Annotated in this window: 15 protein-coding genes; 8 read left to right on the top strand and 7 right to left on the bottom strand. The window is 63.6% G+C overall.

The window, feature by feature from the left end; all coding sequences use genetic code 11:
- Positions 1-86 precede the first annotated feature (86 nt).
- The 5 genes from JTE92_RS01580 (at position 87) to JTE92_RS01560 (ending at position 8,613) form a co-directional block, all read left to right on the top strand.
- Positions 87-998 (top strand): LysR family transcriptional regulator, encoded by a 912-nt coding sequence (locus JTE92_RS01580; RefSeq protein WP_063239439.1) that lies wholly within the window; start codon positions 87-89, stop codon positions 996-998.
- Between the two features lie 213 nt (positions 999-1,211).
- Positions 1,212-2,444: a CaiB/BaiF CoA transferase family protein gene (locus JTE92_RS01575; RefSeq protein WP_063239438.1), complete on the top strand. Its 1,233-nt coding sequence runs from the start codon at positions 1,212-1,214 to the stop codon at positions 2,442-2,444.
- Between the two features lie 144 nt (positions 2,445-2,588).
- On the top strand, positions 2,589-3,566 hold the full coding sequence (locus tag JTE92_RS01570) for a Bug family tripartite tricarboxylate transporter substrate binding protein (protein WP_063239437.1): 978 nt from the start codon (positions 2,589-2,591) through the stop codon (positions 3,564-3,566).
- 308 nt (positions 3,567-3,874) lie between these two features.
- The gene (locus JTE92_RS01565) at positions 3,875-7,621 is read left to right on the top strand and encodes a hydantoinase B/oxoprolinase family protein (RefSeq protein WP_063239436.1); all 3,747 of its coding nucleotides are present in this window, start codon (positions 3,875-3,877) and stop codon (positions 7,619-7,621) included.
- Positions 7,622-7,635: 14 nt separating this feature from the next.
- Positions 7,636-8,613, top strand: coding sequence for a Bug family tripartite tricarboxylate transporter substrate binding protein (locus tag JTE92_RS01560; protein ID WP_232353387.1), 978 nt, complete (start codon positions 7,636-7,638; stop codon positions 8,611-8,613).
- Between the two features lie 61 nt (positions 8,614-8,674).
- On the opposite strand, the gene JTE92_RS01555 is transcribed toward JTE92_RS01560, so the two are convergent.
- The 4 genes from JTE92_RS01555 to JTE92_RS01540 form a co-directional block, all read right to left on the bottom strand.
- Positions 8,675-9,400 (bottom strand): aspartate/glutamate racemase family protein, encoded by a 726-nt coding sequence (locus JTE92_RS01555; protein ID WP_084254637.1) that lies wholly within the window; start codon positions 9,398-9,400, stop codon positions 8,675-8,677.
- Positions 9,401-9,402: 2 nt separating this feature from the next.
- Positions 9,403-10,422, bottom strand: a complete 1,020-nt coding sequence (locus tag JTE92_RS01550) for an ABC transporter substrate-binding protein (protein ID WP_063239434.1) — start codon at positions 10,420-10,422, stop codon at positions 9,403-9,405.
- Between the two features lie 88 nt (positions 10,423-10,510).
- Positions 10,511-11,935 (bottom strand): aldehyde dehydrogenase family protein, encoded by a 1,425-nt coding sequence (locus JTE92_RS01545; RefSeq protein ID WP_063239433.1) that lies wholly within the window; start codon positions 11,933-11,935, stop codon positions 10,511-10,513.
- A 145-nt stretch (positions 11,936-12,080) separates the two neighbouring features.
- On the bottom strand, positions 12,081-13,202 hold the full coding sequence (locus tag JTE92_RS01540; RefSeq protein ID WP_232353388.1) for a helix-turn-helix transcriptional regulator: 1,122 nt from the start codon (positions 13,200-13,202) through the stop codon (positions 12,081-12,083).
- Positions 13,203-13,485: 283 nt separating this feature from the next.
- On the opposite strand from JTE92_RS01540, the gene JTE92_RS01535 reads away from it, so the two are divergent.
- Both JTE92_RS01535 and JTE92_RS01530 read left to right on the top strand, forming a co-directional pair.
- Positions 13,486-14,823: a UbiD family decarboxylase gene (locus JTE92_RS01535; RefSeq protein WP_063239432.1), complete on the top strand. Its 1,338-nt coding sequence runs from the start codon at positions 13,486-13,488 to the stop codon at positions 14,821-14,823.
- Position 14,824: 1 nt separating this feature from the next.
- A complete protein-coding gene (locus tag JTE92_RS01530) occupies positions 14,825-15,457 on the top strand; it encodes a UbiX family flavin prenyltransferase (RefSeq protein WP_063239431.1) in 633 nt (210 codons plus the stop codon).
- Between the two features lie 157 nt (positions 15,458-15,614).
- Here JTE92_RS01530 and JTE92_RS01525 read toward each other — a convergent pair whose 3' ends face one another.
- From JTE92_RS01525 to JTE92_RS01515, 3 genes are read right to left on the bottom strand one after another with little or no spacing between them, the layout of a single operon-like run.
- Positions 15,615-16,532, bottom strand: coding sequence for an ABC transporter permease (locus JTE92_RS01525; RefSeq protein ID WP_063239430.1), 918 nt, complete (start codon positions 16,530-16,532; stop codon positions 15,615-15,617).
- Entirely contained in the window at positions 16,529-17,311 is a 783-nt protein-coding gene (locus tag JTE92_RS01520; protein WP_063239429.1) for an ABC transporter ATP-binding protein, read from the bottom strand. The genes JTE92_RS01525 and JTE92_RS01520 overlap by 4 nt, the downstream gene beginning before the upstream one ends.
- A gap of 50 nt (positions 17,312-17,361) precedes the next feature.
- Complete coding sequence (locus tag JTE92_RS01515; protein ID WP_232353389.1) at positions 17,362-18,351, bottom strand: ABC transporter substrate-binding protein; 990 nt, start codon at positions 18,349-18,351, stop codon at positions 17,362-17,364.
- Positions 18,352-18,770: 419 nt separating this feature from the next.
- On the opposite strand from JTE92_RS01515, the gene JTE92_RS01510 reads away from it, so the two are divergent.
- A complete protein-coding gene (locus JTE92_RS01510) occupies positions 18,771-19,946 on the top strand; it encodes a porin (RefSeq protein ID WP_063239428.1) in 1,176 nt (391 codons plus the stop codon).
- The last annotated feature ends 67 nt before the right edge of the window (positions 19,947-20,013 follow it).

Here is a 20,013-nt window from a genome sequence, read left to right as displayed (position 1 = left end):
GCTACAGAGGGTAGCAGCTTTCTGCCAGCAGCCAGCGTGCCTTGGAGGCTGCTGCTTATTGGCCTGACCCTGGACATCCTTCAACAATGTGGCAACCGGACCCCATCTCCCTTCGGCTCTTCATCGCGGTCTGTGAGGAAGGCAGCATCGCCCGTGCCAGCGAGCGGGAGGGCATGGCCGCGGCAGCCGTGAGCAAGCGGGTGGCCGATATGGAGCGCGGGCTCGGCACGCAGCTACTGATCCGCAGTTCGCGGGGCGTGAATCCCACGCCGGCGGGAGATATCCTCCTTCGCCATGCCAGACACCTGATGCAGGGCGTTGAGCAAATGCAATCCGACCTGAGCGAGTTTTCCTCCGGGGTCCGAGGCCTGGTCCGGGTTCTTGCGAATATTTCGTCCATCGTCGAGTTCGTGCCTGAGGAGATCGCGTCCTTTTTGCAGACCCACGAGAATATTCACGTCGTTCTTGAGGAGCGCGCGAGTTCGGAAATCGTCAGGGGCATTGCCGAGGGTAGCGCCGACATCGGCATCTGTCGTGATTTCGTGGCGGAGCGAGAGGTGGAAATGCTGCCATTCCGCGCGGATCACTTCTGTGCCGTCGTGCATCGCAGCCACCCGCTGGCGGCTCGGAGCGAGGTATCTTTTGCGGACACCCTCGGCTACGAGCATGTCGGCTTCGCACCCAACGTCGCCCTGCATGCGCTGACCCGCAGGGTTGCGTACGAAAACAGGCGGACGATCCGGTATCGGGCCAATGTCACGACGTTCGACGCGGCATGCCGGCTGATACACCTGAACCTTGGCCTTGCGGTGCTGCCGGCGGAAGCCATACAAAAGTACCAGCCGCTCTACGATATCTGCGCGATCAGGTTGCTCGATCCGTGGGCAACACGGCAATTCGTCATCTGCGTTCGCCACGCCGACCAGCTCTCTTCCGCTGCGAGCAAGTTTCTTGCGCATTTGACGCGAGCCCTGCCGCCGAGGGATTCCTCGCAATAGTGCGGCAGCGGGCGCGCTGCCGGTCCGGGCCATCGCGCAGGACGATGGCAGCCATCGCCGGAATGGAATTGCCGCACGCCCGACGTGGAGGCAAGCTCTGATCCCAGATCGTCTATAGGAATTTGAGCGTGCACCGTCGTATGGCTACATTGCCCGCCCCGGCCTGCTGCCGGGCGCAGCTCCCCAACGCTCTGGCACAAACGGAGCACTTCAATGGGTAGCGAAAGCACTCCGGCAGCACAACGCCTGCCCCTAAGCGGAATCCGGGTCATAGAAATGACCCACATGGTCATGGGCCCGGCATGCGGACTGGTCCTTGCCGACCTGGGAGCAGAGGTCATCAAGGTCGAACCGCCGAAAGGGGACGGCACGCGTCGGTTGCTCGGCGCGGGCGCAGGGTTCTTTCGGGCATTCAACCGAAACAAGAAGAGCATCTCAGTCGAAGTGAGCGAAAGCAAGGACATGCAAGCCCTGCTGAAGCTGATCGACAGCGCCGATGTCTTTCTTGAAAACTTCAAGCCTGGCCGCATGAAAGACCTGGGCCTGGACTATGAAACGCTGCGCAAGCGCAACCCGAGGCTGATCTATGTCTCGCACAAGGGATTTCTCAGCGGGCCATACGAAAAGCGCCTTGCTCTCGACGAAGTCGTACAGATGATGGCGGGGCTCGCCTACATGACAGGCCCGGCCGGACGCCCCTTGCGTGCCGGCAGCTCAGTCAATGACATCATGGGGGGCATGTTCGGCGCCATTGGTGTGCTTGCGGCCTTGCACGAACGCAACGCCACCGGAACGGGCAAGGAGATCCAGTCCGGCCTTTTCGAGAACTGCGTCCTCTTGTCTGCGCAACACATGCAGCAGTACGCCGTGACCGGAAAGCCCGCAGCGCCGATGCCGGCACGGATCAGCGCCTGGGCTGTCTACGATGTGTTCGAGCTGGCAGACAGCCACCAGATGTTTATTGCCGCCACCGGTGACGCCCAGTGGCGGACGCTTTGCCACATCATCGACCGGAACGATCTCCTCGAGGACCGGCGCCTGGCGTCCAACAACGACAGGGTACTGGCAAGGGACTGGTTGTTGCCGACGCTGGCCGAAACCCTGAAGGCCTTCCGCCCCGAAATGCTGACGGCCGCTTTTGAAGCGGGCAACGTACCGTTTGCCGAGATCACCCGTCCCGAAGAGCTGTTCGACGATCCGCATCTCAAGGAAAGTGGCGGGCTGGCGAAGCTGCAGGTCGATGACGGCAGCATCACCGAAGTTCCCCTGCTGCCGCTCAGCCTGGATGGCGCACGCCTGCAGCCTCGCATGCCGATCGCACGCATTGGCGAGCACACCCGTGAGGTGCTGGAATCCGTCGGCTGTTCGGCAAGCGAGGTGGATGCCATCGTGGCCAGGCACTGTGGGCCCGATCCCGCCCAACCGGCCGCCGGCCACATGGATTGACCCTGCTGCCACCACCACCCTGCTGCCACCTGATACCCGGCTGATACCCGGCTGATACCCGGCTGGTAACGCAATGCATTGGTAATGCATAGAAGCCTGACGACGTTCAGGCTGCTTCAGAAATATCGAGAACAGGAGACAAGGATGAAAAAAAGACTGACCGCAGCGATTCTGCTCGTGTGTGGCGTGATGGCGGGAGGCACCCCGTCTCATGCCGAAACCACATGGCCGGCCAGGCCAATCCGGCTGGTGATCCCGTTTCCGCCCGGTGGCGGCACCGACATCCTGTCCCGCATCGTTGCGACCGAGGTGTCCCAAGGCACCAGGTGGACGTTTGTCCCGGACAACAAGCCCGGCGCCGGCGGGACCATCGGTATTGCCGATGTGGTCAGGGCCGCCCCGACCGGATACGACATCGTGATGGGGCAGAAGGACAATGTCGTGGTCGCGCCGTGGGTGAACAAGGCCGTGAGCTACGACCCGCGCAAGGATCTCGTGGCGATCGCCCACGTTGCGTACATCCCGCTGGTAATCGTCACGCCAAAGGATTCGCCTTACAAGTCCTTCCCGGACCTGGTGGCCGCCGCGCGGAAATCGCCTGGCACGATCACGTATGCGTCGCCGGGCAACGGCACCACGGCCCATCTTGCCGCCGAGATCATCGGCAAGGCCGCCGGCATCAGGCTCCTGCATGTCCCCTACAAGGGCTCCAACGCTGCGCTGGTCGATACCATGGCAGGGAATGTGAATGTGATGATCTCCTCGGTTCCATCGGCGCTGGCGCAGATCAAGGCGGGCAAGGTGCGCGCCATGGCTGTCACCTCGGCAACGCGTAGCTCCGCCTTGCCCGACGTGCCCACGGTTGCAGAAAGCGGCTACCAGCAGGTTGACGTCAGCTCCTGGTATGGGCTTTTCGCGCCGGCGAAGACGCCCAAGGACGTTGTAGAACGCATCGGCATGGAGGTGAACAAGGCAATGGCCAAGCCAGCCGTCATCCACCACATCAACGAACAGGGCGCGGAAGCGAAGTCCATGTCCGCAGCAGAGTTCTCAAAGCTTGTCCAGAGCGATTATCTGAAGTGGAAGGACATCGTCAAGGCGTCCGGGGCCACGGTCGAATGAGCAGGATGGGCCAGGCCGCGCACATGCGATAGAAGAGCCTGCCGGGAAACCGGCACGCTCAAGCCGTGACACCATGGTCTTCGGCCCGAGCAGTTTCTGGCCGCAGCAGGCGTGCCGGATACGACACTCCCGGCACGTTAGTTCCGCAATCCTCAAAGTTCCGCCGATTCGATACTCCCCCGGCAAACCCCGGTTCATACAATGCGCAGCAGTGCATCGTATTGATCCAGTAACGGTACGCCGAGGCTATATCTCCTCGTCCATCGAGAAATAACCTCCGTACATCACGGCGAGGAGTATTTCAGAAAATGGCAAGGCTCGGTATCGACATTGGCGGCACGTTCACCGATTTCGCACTCGAAGTTCTTCACGATGGTGCCTTGCGTCACCACTTCCAGAAGGTACTGACAACGCCCCACGCACCCGAAGTTGCGGTTGTGGAAGGTACCCGCCAGATACTGGCGGCAGCGGGCCTTCAACCGGCTGACGTCAAGACCCTCGTGCACGGCACGACCCTGGCGACCAACGCCGTCATCGAGCGCCGCGGCGCACGCATTGCGTTCCTGACGACAGAGGGATTTCGCGATACCCTGGAAATGGGCAACGAAAGCCGGTACGACCATTATGACCTCCATGTAGAAAAGCCCGAGCCGCTCGTGCCACGTTGCCTGCGGCTGACGGTGCGGGAGCGCCTGGCGGCAGACGGCAAGGTCCTCGTTCCGCTGGATGAGGAGGGCATGCGGGAACTGTTGCCGACGCTTGATGAAGCAGAGGTGGAAGCTGTTGCCATCGGCTTCCTGCATAGCTTTGCCAATCCGGAGCACGAACGCAAGGCCGCGGAACTGCTCCGCGCATGGCGTCCCCGGATACGCGTTTCCCTATCCTGCGAAGTCGCACCCGAAATCCGCGAATACGAACGCTTTGCCACCGTTTGCGCCAACGCCTACGTCCAGCCCGTCATGGCGGGATACCTGGAGCGCCTTGAGGGCGAAATGGCGAACCTGGGCATCCGCGCGCCACTGATGCTGATGCTCTCCAATGGCGGCTTGTGCGAGGCCGAAGTCGCGCGCCGCTTCCCGGTGCGCCTGCTCGAATCCGGGCCGGCGGGCGGGGCCATTCTCGCCGCCCATGTTGCGCGCACGCTCAAGCTGGAGCGCGCGCTGCTCGTCGACATTGGCGGGACCACCGCAAAACTTTGCTTCATCGATCATGGCGTGCCGCAGACTGCGCGCTCGATGGAAGTCGCGCGTATCGCGCGTTTCAAGGCGGGAAGCGGCATCCCGCTGCGCTTTCCGGTCATCGAACTGGCGGAGATTGGCGCCGGCGGCGGCTCCATTGCGCACCGGGACACGCTTGGACGACTGCAGGTGGGACCTGAAAGTGCCAGTTCGGTGCCCGGGCCCGCTTGCTATGGCCGAGGCGGCACGGCACCGACGGTCACGGACGCACACCTGCTGCTGGGCAGGATCGACCCCGACGAATTCGGCGGCGGCAAGATGAAGCTGGATCTGCGCGCGGCCGAACGTGCGTATCAGCAACTGGGCGACGCGCTCGGCCTGTCTGCCCAGGATGCCGCCTGGAGCGTATGCGAAATCGTCGATGAAAACATGGCCAGCGCGGTGCGCGAGCACGCCGTGGAAGTCGGCAAGGGACTCGATGGCCGGACGCTCATCGCTATTGGCGGCATGGCCCCGCTCCACGGCGCCCGCCTCGCCGCCAAACTCGGCCTGGACCACGTGATCGTCCCGGTGGGCGCGGGCGTGGGCTCCGCATTGGGCTTTCTCCGGGCGCCGGTCTCATTCGAAGCCACCCGCAGCGTGCTGCTTGGTACGGCGCAGTTTGACGCCGATGCGGCCAATGCCATCGCCGATGGCCTCATCGCGGACCTCCGGCAGCTGGTTTCCAGGGCTGCCTCGGCGCAACCCATGACTGAGCATCGCATGGCCTGGATGCGCTACAAGGGCCAGGGCCACGAGATTCGTGTCGAATTGCCGTCCCGCCGGTTCCAACCCAACGACGGCGAGGCCCTCAGGCGGACCTTCGAGGCAGCCTACCATGCATCCTATGGTCGTACGGTCGAGGCGGGGCAGGTTGAGATCCTGGGCTGGACCATTCGGGTGGAAGCCTCCGGGCCCCAGGCGACAAGCGCGCCGACGCCTGCACGCCCATCCTCCGCCAGCTCCACGGGAGCAGCCTCACCCCGGATCCGCGATGCGTTCGACCAGGGCGCCAGAACCTGGGGACGCTCCGCAGTGCATCGCATCGCGGACCTCGAGCGTGCCGACCCGCGCCCGGGTCCGGCCCTGCTTGTGACAGACGAGACAACCGTTGTGGTACCGCTGGGCTTTGGTTATGCCCTGGGGCAAGCCGGAGACCTCCAGCTTCTGCGCAATCAGGAACACAGTGCAACAGGCAGGACCGATGCTGCGGCTGCGATGCCTGCCAGCATTCGCCTGCAAGTGCTATGGGATCGCCTCAATGCCCTGGTTGAAGAACAGGCACGCACCATGATGCGGACCGCCTTCTCGCCGACCGTACGGGAAGCCGGTGACCTGGCAGCGGGGCTCTTCGATCTGGAGGGCCGCCTCATTGTGCAAGCGGTTACCGGAACGCCCGGCCATGTGAATTCCCTGGCGGCATGCACGGTGCATTTCCTGAAGAAGTACCCGATCGCGGAAATGCGTGAAGGAGACCATTTCATTACCAATGATCCATGGCTTGCCTCAGGGCATCTGCACGACATTACCGTGTTGTCGCCGGTATTCCAGGCTGGCCAGCCCATCGGCTTCTTTGCCTGCACCTGCCATCAGGTCGACATCGGCGGCCTTGGCATGGGACCCGACGCCAAGTCGGTCTACGAAGAAGGCCTCCAGATCCCGATGCTCAAGCTGGCACGAAACGGCCGGCTGAATGAAGACCTGCTGGACATGGTGCGAGCGAATGTGCGCCAGCCCGAGGCAGTGACCGGCGACATCCTGTCCTACATCACCGCAAATGAGAGCAGCGGCCGGCGACTGGTGGCAACGCTGGATGAACTGGGTGAGGCCGGGCTGGAGAGGATCGGCAACTTTGTTTGCGAACGCTCCGCCGCCGGCATGCGTGCGGCGATCGGGAAACTGCCGCGCGGTACGTTTCGCCACAGCATGGCGCTCGATGGCTACGATGCGCCAGTGCATATCGAATGCCAGGTCGAGATTGCCGAAGGCAAGATTTCGGTGACCTTTGACGGCACTTCCGCCGCCAGCCAGCGGGGGATCAACCTGGTCCTCAACTACACGCGGGCCTATGCCGCCTTCGGCGTCCGCGCGGCAGTCGCGCCTTCCGTTCCCAACAATGCGGGCTCGCTTGCCCTGGTTGAAGTCAATGCGCCGGTGGGCTCGATTCTCAATGTAGAGCGCCCTGCCCCGGTCTGCGCACGGCATATCATCGGGCAATTCCTGCCGGAGGTCGTCCTGGGCGCGCTTGCGGCGGCGATGCCCGACAGCGTGCCGGCGGAAGGTGCGGCGTGCAACTGGGGCCTGCAGTTGCGGGGCCATGGCGCCGGCGGGCAGCATCAGGGGTTCGAAATCCTGTTCTTCAACGCAGGCGGCTCGGGCGCGCGCGCCGACAGCGACGGCCTCTCCGCGACGTGTTTCCCCAGCGGCATCCGCTCCATCCCGGTGGAGATCTGCGAGAACTTTGCCCCCATCGTCATCTGGCAAAAAGAGCTCCTGCCCGGGTCGGGAGGCGCTGGACGGTGGCGAGGCGGCCTCGGACAGCGCGTCGAAGTGTCCACCCGCGACGGCTCGGCATTCCAGTTCTTCGGTCTCTTCGACCGCGTGCGCAACCCTGCAAGGGGCCGCAATGGCGGCATGGATGGCGCACCGGGATGGGTGGGCCTCGCCAGCGGCCAGCCGCTCAGGTCATTGGGATTGCAGACGGTTCCCGCGGGCGAGGTATTGCGCATCGACGTGCCTGGCGGGGCGGGGTATGGCCATGCCAAGGAACGCGACGACGACGCACGTCGACGCGACATCGAAATGGGTTATGTAGCACAGCCTGAAATCAACGCTTAACCACATCCATTCTCATGAAACCTTTCCTCGCATCGTTGGCACGCTGTCTTGTGGTACTACCCGTGGCGCTGGCCGCGCAGACCGGTTCGGCGCAGGAAGGCCCCGTCAGGGTCCTGGTGGGCTTCCCGCCGGGCGGCGTGACGGACGTCGTTGCCCGCCTGCTGGCCAAAGGCATGCAGACGGAGATCGCGCGGCCAGTCATTGTGGAAAACCGTCCAGGCGCCGGCGGCCAGATTGCGGCGCAAGTCCTCAAGGCCGCCCGCCCCGATGGCAGTACGCTGTTCCTGACCAACAGCCACACCACTGCCATGATTCCCCTTACCAGTCTCCATCCGGGATATGACCCGCAGAAGGACTTCACGCCGGTTGGCCTGGTCGGGACGATGCCGAATTTCTTTGTCGTGAATCCGGAATTAGTGGGACCCGGTGTGGACAGCCTGAAGGCATTTTCGCAATGGGCGAGAGAGAAACCCGGCCGGGGCAACATCGGCGTTCCCGCGCCGGCGAGCGCGCCGGAGTTCTCCATAGCGCTGTTGAACAAGGCCTTCAGCGCAGACCTCAAGGCCGTTGCCTACCGGGGCGATGCTCCGATGGTGCAGGACATGCTGGCGGGACAGATTCCCGCCGGCATCTGCGCGATGGCTGCCGCCCTGCCTCATGTGCGCGCCGGCAAGCTCAGGCTCCTGGCGGTCGACGGGCCCGAAAGGCTGCCTGGTTTCGATGTCCCCACCTACGCCGAGCGCGGCGTCAACGGCCTGAGCGACGCCATGACACTCGGCATCATCGCGCCGGCCGGCCTCTCGCCGGCGTTGGTGACCAAGTACAACGCGGCGATCAACAAGGTTGTCGCGTCCAAAGCCTTCCGGGAACGGGTCGCGGAATCCGGCATCATCGCCAGCGCCGGCACGCCGGATGACCTGGCACGCGTCACGGAAGCCAGCCGGAAAGCCAATGCCGAGCTGGTGAAAGCGGCCGGATACCAACCCCAGTAAGACATTGCGGCAGACTGACGATGCCAGTCTGCCGCAACCTCCTCGGCCGGGGGGCAGGATGTCAGGCGTGGAAGGCGGGGTTCACGCTCGCGTGCAGCCAGTTGACCAGTGTGACCGCATCGAAGACCGGCAACCCGGTCGCCTCGCGGATGGCGCGCGAATGCCGCGGGAAATTGGCGCACTCGCAGACGATCGCGCCCACCTCGGGGTGCCGTTGCAGCAGGCGCCGCGCCGCCGCAACGACTTCCTGGCGATGCGCCTGTCCATCCACCCGCAGCCTGTTCTCACGATGGTCGCGCAGGAACGCACTGCCTTCATCGAGCGCCTCGACCGGCAGGTCGGGCGGCACGCCGATCGCACGAAATACTTCGCCAGTCAGCCCCGCGCGCGTCGCCGCCAGGATCCCGACCCGGCGTCCCGCCGGAAGTAGCTGCTGCGCCAGCGGGATCTGCAGCAGGCTGGAGGTCGCGACCGGAACGGGACAGCTTGCCGCCAGCCGGGATTGCAGCGGCGCCAGGAAGCCGCAACTGGTGGCAATCGCATCGACCCCGGTTGCCACCAGTTCCGTTGCGCCCGCGACCAGGGCCGCGAGCATTCCCTCGGTGTCGCCGCGTGCAGCCGCCGCGGCATCGGCGCCGCGCACGACCCCATACTGGACCGGGAACGGCCAGGTCGCGGCATGGCCGACATCGCCGGGCAGCCGCTCAAAGCCTGTGTCGAGCATCAGGATGCCGATTGCAACGCCGTGCACGGTGCGTGACCGAAGTCCGGTGTCGTAGGCATCCATGGTCAGTCAACGAAGCAATTGCATGAAGCCATGCTCGCAGGCAGGGGCTTGCCCAGCTGGGCAAGCTTCTTGCGGCTGATCAGTGTCGTGTAGTCGTTCGGTCCCGGCTTGAGCGGTGCCAGCTCGGACGGCCGCTTGCCATCCAGGATCTTTGCCGCCAGTTGCGCTGCCTGCGCACCTTGCGCGGCATACGATGCCGAGTAAGCAACAGCCACCACCCCGCCCTTCTTGATGAGCTCTGTCTCCGCGCTCAGGATAGGAATCTTGTAGCGGTCGGTAACGGATGCCACGGCCGGCATGGACGACTGCACGAGATTGGAGCCGATGGCATAGACAAAATCGACGTCCGACAGCATCTGCGTGCGCTGCGGCACGTCCATGGAGGCATCGACGCTGATGCTGCGCAGGGTCAGGCCCTGCCGCGCCGACGCCGCCTCGATCGCCTTGACTGCCACCACATCGTTGGCCTCGCCCGGGGAGTACAGCACCCCAAACCGCCTGGCATCGGGGAACATGCGCTTGGCAAAGCTCAGCACGGCGTCATAGTCCATGGCACTGGCCGAGCCAACGAAGCGCGCGCTACCCTGGCGCCAGCTGGGCACGAGGCCGGCCGCCACCGGGTCGCTGATCAGGCAGAACACCATCGGCAGGGACTTGTTCGTAATGCTCGACAGCGCTGCCTGGGAAACCGGGGTTGTCACGGTCAGTATCACCGCCGGCTTCTTCGCCTCGATCTGGCCGAGGATCTGGGGGATCATCGCGGGCGTGAAATTCGCGTCGCTGTAGACGTACGTGGTGTTTTTTCCTTCCACGTAGCCATGCTTGCGCATCTCCTCCTTGAAGCCGGAAACACTCTGATCCAGCGCGGGATGCGGACCAAAGTTGGCAATGCCAATGACGGTATTGCCCTGGGGCGTGCCTTTGGCTGCCGGCTCCTGCGCCGCGGCGGCCGCCGCCAGCGCGCTCAGCGCGAGCGCCAGGCCCGCGGCCACGGCGCGTTTCGTCTTGTGTGCTTTCAACATGGGCGTTTCCTCTGGGGAGCAAAGACGTCCGGGTTTCGGGGCGCCCCCACCCGCCGCCGGGTGCGGCGGGCGGAAAGCGGGCCGCAGATCAGTCGATCTCGGACAGTTCGTCCAGCGGCTTGATGCCGCCCTCGTTCGCGATCAGCGCGCGCTTGCGCACATAGCGCAGGATGCTGGTGGCACCGTAGCGCGAACCGCCCATGCCCGAGAACTTGAAGGCGGTCTTTTCGCCGTCGAACATCATGCCGCGCTGCAGTTCCGTGTCGTTGATGCTGACTCCGCCGGCTTCCATGCGCGTGGCGAAGTCGCCCGCGGTATGCGTATCCGGGCCGAACACGGCACCGCTCAGGCCAAAGATGGTGTCGTTCGCCAGCCGCGCCGCCTCGTCTTCGCTGGCAAAGCGCATGACCGGGACCACCGGGCCGAAGGTCTCCTGCGTCATCAGGTCCATCGAGTGATCCACGTCGACCACGATCGTGGGGTCGAGCCATACCGCGCCGCCGGCGTTCTCCACCACGCCGCCCGTTACCACGCGCGCACCCCTGGCAACCGCGTCCTGCAATTGTGCGCGGACAATGTCGCCCTGGGCCGCGTGGATGAAGGGGCCATAGTGGCCGCCGTCACCGGCGGCCGCGCTGCGGCGCATGCCCTGGACCTGGCGGACCAGTTCCTCCATGAAGGCATCGTGGATCGACGCGTCGACGTACACGCGCTCGATTGCATAGCACACCTGCCCGGTGTTATAGAGCGCGCTGCGCAGGATGCTGGTGGCGGCGCGCGCGAGGTCGGAACCCGCCAGCACCACGGCCGGATCCTTGCCACCCAGTTCCAGGAACGCCGGGATGAAGCGCTCCGCGGCGGCCACGGCGATCTTTCGCCCGGTCGGCACGCTGCCGGTAAACACGATGGCATCGACTTCCGACAGCAGGGCGCGGCCGGTTTCCGCCGCGCCCTGCAGAAGGCTGATGACGCCGTCCAGGCCGGGCACGTCGCCGATCGATGCCTGCAGGGGCTCCACGAAGCGTGGCGTCACCTCGCTCGGCTTGATGACAACGGTTGCGCCCGCCAGCAATGCCGGAATGGCATCGATGAATGAGAGCACGAGCGGGAAGTTCCAGGGGCTGATGACGCCAACCACGGGATAGGGCACCAGGGTCGTCTTGAACACGACATCGCTGTTATGGCGGAACTTGCGGAATGGCTGCGCGAGGACTTCCGGTGCCGCCTCGCAATATCCATGAATGAAATGGATCACCGCGCCAAGCTCTTCGCGCGAGATCCTGGTGCGGGCAGTATCGTCTGCCAGCGCACTGGTAATGGCATCCGCGCGGGTTTCCAGGGCCGTGGCCCAGGCTGACAAGGCCTGGATACGGTGTTCCAGTCCCTTGCCGTACCACTCCCGCTGCGCGTCGCGTGCCCGCGCCACGGCCTTGCCTACCGCATCGGCATCGGCGGCGACAAATTCATAGTCGTGCGCGCCGGTGCGGGGGTTCCTCACTTTGATAACTGCCATGCGTTCCTCGTCGTTGATCGCACCCGCCTGTCGGGTATGGGGACGATGCTATGCGAGGAAACACGGCGCGCAGGGTGCGCCCGCGGAACGAATGCCGATCGACTAGGAATTGCTGCAGATTACCAATCTCCGCAGAGGCGGGGACTTACGAATCCTCTGCTGCGGTAACCCCCGCGGATGAAGAACGGGCCCGGACATTGCGCAAGTCTGCCATCCGCCTGGCATCCTTGGGAGCGAAGCCAAAATAATCGCGGAATGACGCCGTGAAACTGGTCTGGTGCTGGTAGCCGACTGCGAACGCCACCTCGTTGACACTCAGGCGCTCATTTCCCAGCAACTCCAGTGCCCTGTCCATGCGCGCACGGTGGCCGCATTCAAACACTGTCATGCCGTAGAGGAACTTGAAGCCGCGCTTGAGCTTGGATGTGTTGGTCCCCACGGCGCGCGCCAGTTCCGGAATCGTCATCATGTGCCGAAGATCGCCGACCAGAAGATCTCGCGCCTTCTCGATCAGCCGCAGGTCCCGCGAGGAGAACACCTCGGCGGTATGGTGGCTTTCGAGATAGGCCTGCCACAGATCCAATGACGCGCACATCACCTCGTATGCCTTGGCTTGAGCGAAGAGCAGGCGCCGATAGCCTTCATACGGATTCTCCAGCAGTTGCTTGACCGCTGTCAGCACCTGGGGATTGACCGGCATCTGGTGGCAAAACACCTGCTCGTTCCGCAGCTTCTGCAGCTGCTGCCAAAGGGGGCCGTCCACGCCCACGGAGGCCCTCAGGAAACTGTGGAAGTAGTCACGGCTGATATAGAGACCAACGGAGCGCCACAGGCCCGGACCGCACGACACCTGATAGTGCATGTCATCGCCCTGGTGCACCACCGTGAGGTTCGGCGAAGCGACTTCGATCCTTCCCGCCTCGGAGAACTCAACGCTAACCGGACCGGCGACCATGAAATGGAACTCGATATAACCCTCGGGCAGCACGCTCTCGCTATGCTGCCGGGTAAGGTGGCCATCCGAAACGACGAGGAGAATCTCGTCACGGATGCTGATCAACTCCCACTTCCCTTCCTCGGGATCGTCAGAGACCGGGACGGATCCACCATACAGGCCGGCCTCTCCGTGCGGAGCGGAAGACAAGTGTTCCGGCTGTTCGCGAAGCGCGCTGAATGCCTCGCTGGTACGAGCGTGACGGCCAGCCAGGCGGGTACGGAACAGGCCATCGTTTCCCGGCTCCGGCAACGTAAGATTCAGACCGGCCATTATGTCTACCTCGAGATAATTTTTCGATTGCACCGCATTGCGCCTTCAAGGGTGCGCCTGAATCAGGATGCGCAACAACGCGGAGCCAGCGATGTTTTCGCCGCCCGGGGCAAGAAGGCGCGATATTGCCGCGTGGCGGCTCATCGTAACGTCCTGCGCTGCCCCTTGCTCGACGCAAAGAGAATTGAGTTCGGATTTCCTATGTTCCCGGCGCTCCCGCACAGGCGGCAAAGGTGCCCGTTAAGGTAACGTCGGGCCACCTTCCGAACTATCCGAGAAAACCATGAGGCACTACCTGAGCCGCCTGCAAGCGCGTGGCGACCTTGCCATTGTCGAGCGCGAAGTCGATCCCCGTTTTGAAGCAGCCGCTATCGCAAGGCGGCTGCAACGTGTCTCGAACCAGGCCGTGCTTTTCAAGAACGTGCGGGGTTCCGCACTTCCGGTCGTCATGAATCTCTACAGCGACCATGAACGCCTGCGCGAAATGATCCGTTGTGGCACGCGCACCTTCTGCGAGCGGCTGGACGAGGAAATCGACGTCGCGGCAACCCTGCAGACCTATGCGGAAGAGGACTCACAGCCCGAGCGCCTCGAAAGCGGCAAGCTCAGCGACCTGCCGATCCTGACTTACCACGAGCGGGACGGCGCGCCTTACATCACCTCCGGCGTCTTTCTCGCACGTGACCCCGACACGGGCGTGCCTAACCTGTCGTTCCACCGCTCGATGGTGATTTCCGACCACGAGCTGCGCATCCGCCTCGGAAGCTCGCACGATCTCGCCCGCTATCAGGCCGCTGCCGAGCAGCAGGGAAAGGCGCTGGAAGCCGCCATCCTGATCGGCGCCCCGCCCGAGGTCTTCATGTCAGCCTGCGTCTCGCTGCCTCCGCAGGCAAACGAGCTGGCCCTGGCGGCCGCGATGCGGGGCGGCCCCTTGCGCACGCGCCGGTGCCAGACCATCGATCTCTGCGTTCCCGCCGCCACCGACATCGTGATTGAAGGCAGGATCCTTCCGAACGTGCGCCGCCCGGAAGGTCCCTTCGGCGAATTCATGGGCTATTACGTCGAGGTGGGCGACAACCACGTGTTCGAAGTCACGCATGTCTCGTGGCGCAAGGGTGCGATCTTCCACGGCCTGATCTGCGGCTCCGACGAAGACCTGCGTCCGCTCGAGGCTGCCACCGCTGCGCGCATCTATCGCGCCATCAAGGGACAGGTGCCGGGCATCATCGATGTGTCCTGCAAGCCCACGGTAATGAACACCGTCATCAAGCTCAGGAAGCAGTACGAGGGGCACGCGCAGCATGCGCTGCTCGCGGCAATGGGCGCGCATCTGGACTACAACAAGCTTTGCATGGTGGTGGACGAGGACGTCGACATCTATAACCTCGATGAAGTGATCTGGGCGTTCGTGACGCGGGGACGCGCGGACACCCGGACCATGGTGCTGAACAATGTACCAGGCTTCTACCGCGATCCGCACAAGGATCACTGGGGCCGCCTTGCCATTGATGCGACGAAACCCTGGGGCCGCGAAGCGGAGTTTGAACGAAAGCGCATTCCAGGCGAAGCGGAAATCGAACTCGGCAAGTATCTGCCCGCCTTTGCCTCGGAGGTGCGCTGACATGGCCAGGGACCGCACCCGCATCGTCGTTGGCATCAGCGGCGCCACCGGCGCCATCTACGGTGTCCGGCTGCTGGAGGCCTTGCGGCTGCTCGATGTCGAAACCCATCTGGTGGTGTCGGCATCGGGCTGGCTGACCTTGCAGCAGGAATGCAGCATAGACCGGCAAGCGGCGCGATCGCTCGCCGACGTGGCCCACGACATCCGCGATATCGGTGCCACGCTGGCAAGCGGCTCGTTCCGGCACCAGGGTATGGTCGTGGCGCCGTGCTCCATGCGAACGCTGGCCGCGGTCGCCCACGGCTTCAACGACAATCTGCTGACCCGCGCTGCGGACGTAACCCTGAAAGAACGGCGGACGCTGGTACTCCTCGCAAGGGAAACGCCACTGACTCTCGCCCACCTCCGCAATATGACGGCAGCAGCCGAGATGGGCGCCGTCATCATGCCCCCGGTGCCGGCCTTCTATGCGCTGCCCAGGACGCTCGACGACCTGGTTGGCCATACCGTGTGGCGGGTGCTGGATCAGCTGGGTCTCGCTTCGGAATCCGCCTACCAGCGCTGGGAAGGCATGCGGGCACACATGCGGTCAGTGCGTGCGCAATCGGACGACCTCACCGTGGTGCACGCCTGACCGCGCCCAATTCGACGTGGGCAGCGCACCAAGGGAGCGCCGCTCCGCTGTCCAAGACACCATGTTCCAAACACAAAAAGACGCCGTCCCGAAGGACGGCTGGCAAGTTGCGGACGGAGACACCCGCTTGTGGAACCGCTACATGATCCGCCCTGGATTAGGCTGCCCGTGCAACGCGTTCCTGCATCGCCTTGCGTGACTTCCCTGGTTTGCGCCTGGCAAGGATAAGCAGCGTGATCAGTACAAAAACGGCCGTTACCATCTTCAGGTCCGACGGCTGGAATCCGAAGGCGAGCACGACCGAAATGAGTTGAAAATACACAACCGAGCCGAGCACCGGCGCTGCCACCTGCCGCAGGATCGTCCGGTTCCCGATGATCGCCTCGCCGAGCAGCAGCGATGCCAGGCCGTTGATCAGCGTGCCGAAGCCCATATTGACGTCAGCAAAACCCTGGTTCTGCGCGAGTAAACCGCCTCCAAGCGCCGCGATAAGGTTTGCCAGCCCGAGCCCCACGAGCACATAGACCTTGATATTGATGCCCTGCGCCTTGGCCATCGCCACACTGGAGCCAAGCGAGCGCATGGCCATCCCGTGCTGTGTCCCCAGAAACCAGAAGATCAGGGCGATAAGCGCGATATCAACCACCGCCAGCAATGCAATCCGGCTTGTCAGGGTGCCGTCGTCGCCAGGCAGGTACTGGAAGAGATTCGGGAAGGTGAACAAGGCGGTGTTGGGCTGGCCCATGACCCGGATATCGATCGAATACAGCATCGACAGCACCAGGATGCCGCACAACAGGGTATTTACCTTCACCTTCTCGTGAATGTATGCGGTGGCGCTTCCTCCCAGGAAACCCGCTGCGGCACCGATGAGCAGTGACGACACGGGTTCCAGGCCGAGGCTCAGGCATTTCGCGGTCACGCATGCCCCAAAGGCAAGGGTTCCCTCACCGGTCATGTCTGCGAAATTCAGAATCCGGAACGGGATCATCACCGCAATGGCGATCAGGGCGTAGATCAGCCCCTGCATCAGGCCCATCGGCACCAGGTTGAGAAATGTATCGAACAGGTTCATGCGCTCACCATGCGAAGGGAGGGGTTTTCGTCGTCGAAAGCGGCAATCAGCTTTTCAACTGTCATGCGTCGTTTCTGCTCCAGGGACAGGTCGGCAACAATGGCGCCATGCCGCATCATGATCAGCCGGTTTCCGTACTGCAATGCATGGTTCATGTTGTGCGTGACCATCAGCGTCGTCAGCCCGGCCTGGTCGACCACTTGCGAGGTCACTCGCATCACGGCTTCGGCGGTGCGCGGGTCCAGCGCCGCGGTGTGTTCATCCAGCAGCAGCAACCGTGGCTCACGGAGCACCGCCATCAGCAGCGACAGCGCCTGGCGCTGGCCGCCGGAGAGCAGTCCCGCCTGCGCCTTCATCCGGTTCTCCAGGCCCAGGCCGAAGCTGCCGAGCCGCTCCTGAAACTCGCGTGCCTGTGCGGAGGTCAGGCCACGGCCGAAGGTTCTGCGCTGCCCGCGCAAGGCGGCAACGGCAAGGTTTTCTTCGATATTGAGCGCCGCGGCAGTACCGATCGACGGATCCTGAAACACTCTGGCGATGTACTTGGCACGCAAATGCGTGCCAAGCGAGGTCACGTCCACGCCATTGACCCGAATGCTGCCCGCCTCAGGCAGGACTTCGCCGGCGAGCATGCTGAGCAGCGTCGACTTGCCTGCCCCGTTGCCTCCCACCACGACGACGAAATCCCCGGGCTTCAACTCGAGTGACACGCCGTCGATCGCGATCCGTTCGTCAGGGGTGCCGGCGTGGAACGTCTTGCGCAGGCGTTCTACCTGCAACATGGAGGCCGAATGGGCAGATGACTGAGACATGTTGCTGGCGCGCCTGGCAGTTAGTTGATAAAGCATTGGCATGACTCCATCGAGGGCGGAACGGTCAGCCCGAGTTGCTTGAACTTGGTGGTGTTGATCGTGGAAACGTAGTCCGCCGGGGAGGGTGTCAGCACCGGAAGCGCGGCCGGCGCGGAGCCCTTGAGCACGCGCGCTGCCAGCGTCGCCGCATTGACGCCAATTGAGCGAAGGGAAACCGCATAGTTGGCCGCGGCGATGCCGCTCTTTACAAACTCGGTTTCCGAACTCAGGATCGGGACCTTCAGCCGGTTGGTCACGGACGCCACCGCCGGCATGGCTGACTGCACCAGGTTTGAGCCGGTCGCGTACATGAAGTCGGTGCCGCGCAGCATCTCCGCCCGCTGCGGGATATCGGCGGCCGTGTCGACACTGATCGGCTTGAATTTCAGCCCGGCCCGCCTGGCCGCCTCCTCGAGCTTGCGGGTGGTGGTCACGTCGTTCGCTTCGCCGGGGTTGTACAGCGTGCCGAACGACCTGGCATTCGGAAACAGCTTCTTGGCGAAGACCAGCACCGCATCGAAATCCTGCATGTCCGAGGCGCCCACAAAGCGGCTGCTGCCGTGGTCCCAGCCTTCGACCAGTCCCGCGGCGACCGGGTCGGTGACCATGGCGAAGACCATGGGCAGCTTGCGGTCGGCCACCGCGGACAGTGCCGTCTGCGATACCGACGTCGTCAGCGTCAGGATCACGGCCGGCTTCCTCGATGCGATCTGCGTGAGCATCTGGGGCATCAAGGCTTGCGTGAAGTTCGCGTCTCCGTAGACATAGGTGGTGTTCTTGCCCTCCACGTAGCCGGTGCGCGCCATTTCCTCCTTGAATCCGGCGATGGTTTGCGAGATGGACGGGTGCGGGCCAAGGTTGGCAATCCCGATCACGGTTTGCGCATGGACAGCGGGCGCGATACCCAGCACGGCACCCGCAACGGCGGCGCAGGATAAGGTATGCAGCAGGAATTTGTTGTGACGTGGCATGGGTATCCCAGGGCATGGAAAGGACCATCGGAGCTGTATGAACAAGGCGAGCAACGCCGTGCCGGCCAGGAACTTTTTTAGCACCGATTCCGCGCGGTTTTTCCCGCCCCGGTGGACAACTTCCGATCACCTTAATGTTTCAGCCGTTTCGCCTCAATTTGCCTGGACCAGCCGCCCGCGGTGCCGGACCGGCTAAGGGAAAATGCTGACCCCAACCGCGTCCACGCACGCTGTCAATGCTCCCGATTGTGGCAATCGAATACCGATTGCTAGGAATTCCGCTCAGAGCCGCCCGGCCTGCTTGTACACACAATGGCTCTGGCCTAGGCTGCGCTAGCCTCGTGCTGCCCGTGTTGTCAAGCCCGGCTCCATTGCGCCGGCACCGGACCGCGACGTGGCACGGAAAAAGGGGAGAGTCGATGCAGTCGAAGCGGGGAGAAAGCACTGGCAAAGTGCGTAAGGTAGGGCAGGCCACGTTGGCTGCCGCCGTGCTGAGCGGATGCGCGGGGAGCGCGCTCGCCCAGAGCAGCGTCACGCTTTATGGGTTCATCTACAGCGGGTTGCGTTACGTGAACAACAGCGGTGGCAATCACGTGACCGGCCTGGCAACCGGCCCATCGCGATGGGGCTTGAGAGGTCAGGAAGACCTCGGCTCCGGATTGCGCGGTGTGTTCACGCTGGAGAGCGGCTTCGACATGAGCACCGGAAATTCACGGCAGGGCGGCAGGCTCTTTGGCCGCCAGGCGTATGTCGGGCTGTCTGACAGTTCCGCAGGCACGCTGACACTGGGGCGCCAGTATGACCTGGTGGCGGAGTGGATCGCGCCGTTCACGCCGCCTGGCAAGTGGAATGGCTACATGGCGCACGTCGGCGACAATGACAACACCAACTGGCAGTTCCGCATCAATAACGCGGTCAAGTATGTGACACCGAGCTTCGGCGGCTTCCAGGCCGGCGCCATGTATGGTTTCGGCGAAGTTGCCGGCGACAGTCACCGCAACTCGACCATGAGTTTTGGCGTCACGTACGCCGGCGGACGTTTTCGCGCCGCCGCGGCTTACCTGCACATCGACAATCCCGCAAGCGCAGTCCCGGAAGGCAACTGGAACACCATCCTGTTCCCAGCCGTTTCACCCACCTCTCCACTGCAGCCCAATCGCATCAGCCCGTCCAGCATGTCGGTTGCCGCGCTTGCCGGCCAGTACGACCTGGACAAGCTCAAGCTCGCCGTGTCATTTACCCAGAGCCGCTACAAGGACCTGGGCGACGCCGCGGACGGGCTGACCGACGGCGATGTGCGCTTCAACAATATCGACGTCAATGGCACCTACAGCGTGACGCCTGCCCTGCAATTCGGCCTGGGGTACACATACACGGCCGGAAAGGTGCATCCCACCGGATTCACGCCGAAATACCACCAGGTCAATGCCGTGGGCAATTATTTTCTCTCCAAGCGAACCATTCTCCAGGCCGCCGTTGCGTACCAACGCGCGGCGGGGGACGCACAGAATGCCTACCTGCTGTTCGGCAGCAGCGGCGCGTCCAGCACAAGCGGGCAGCTCATGTTGCTGGCGGGTATTTTCCACGTCTTCTAACCGGGGCCAGGCATGACGGCAAGGCGGGTGGATGACCCCGCCTTGCGGCAGCCCCGCCCACCTGTTG

The organism is Cupriavidus oxalaticus (genome assembly GCF_016894385.1).
Classification (GTDB): Bacteria; Pseudomonadota; Gammaproteobacteria; order Burkholderiales; family Burkholderiaceae; genus Cupriavidus; species Cupriavidus oxalaticus.
Note: the sequence above shows the minus strand (reverse complement) of the source record. Positions and strands in the feature narration are given on the sequence as shown.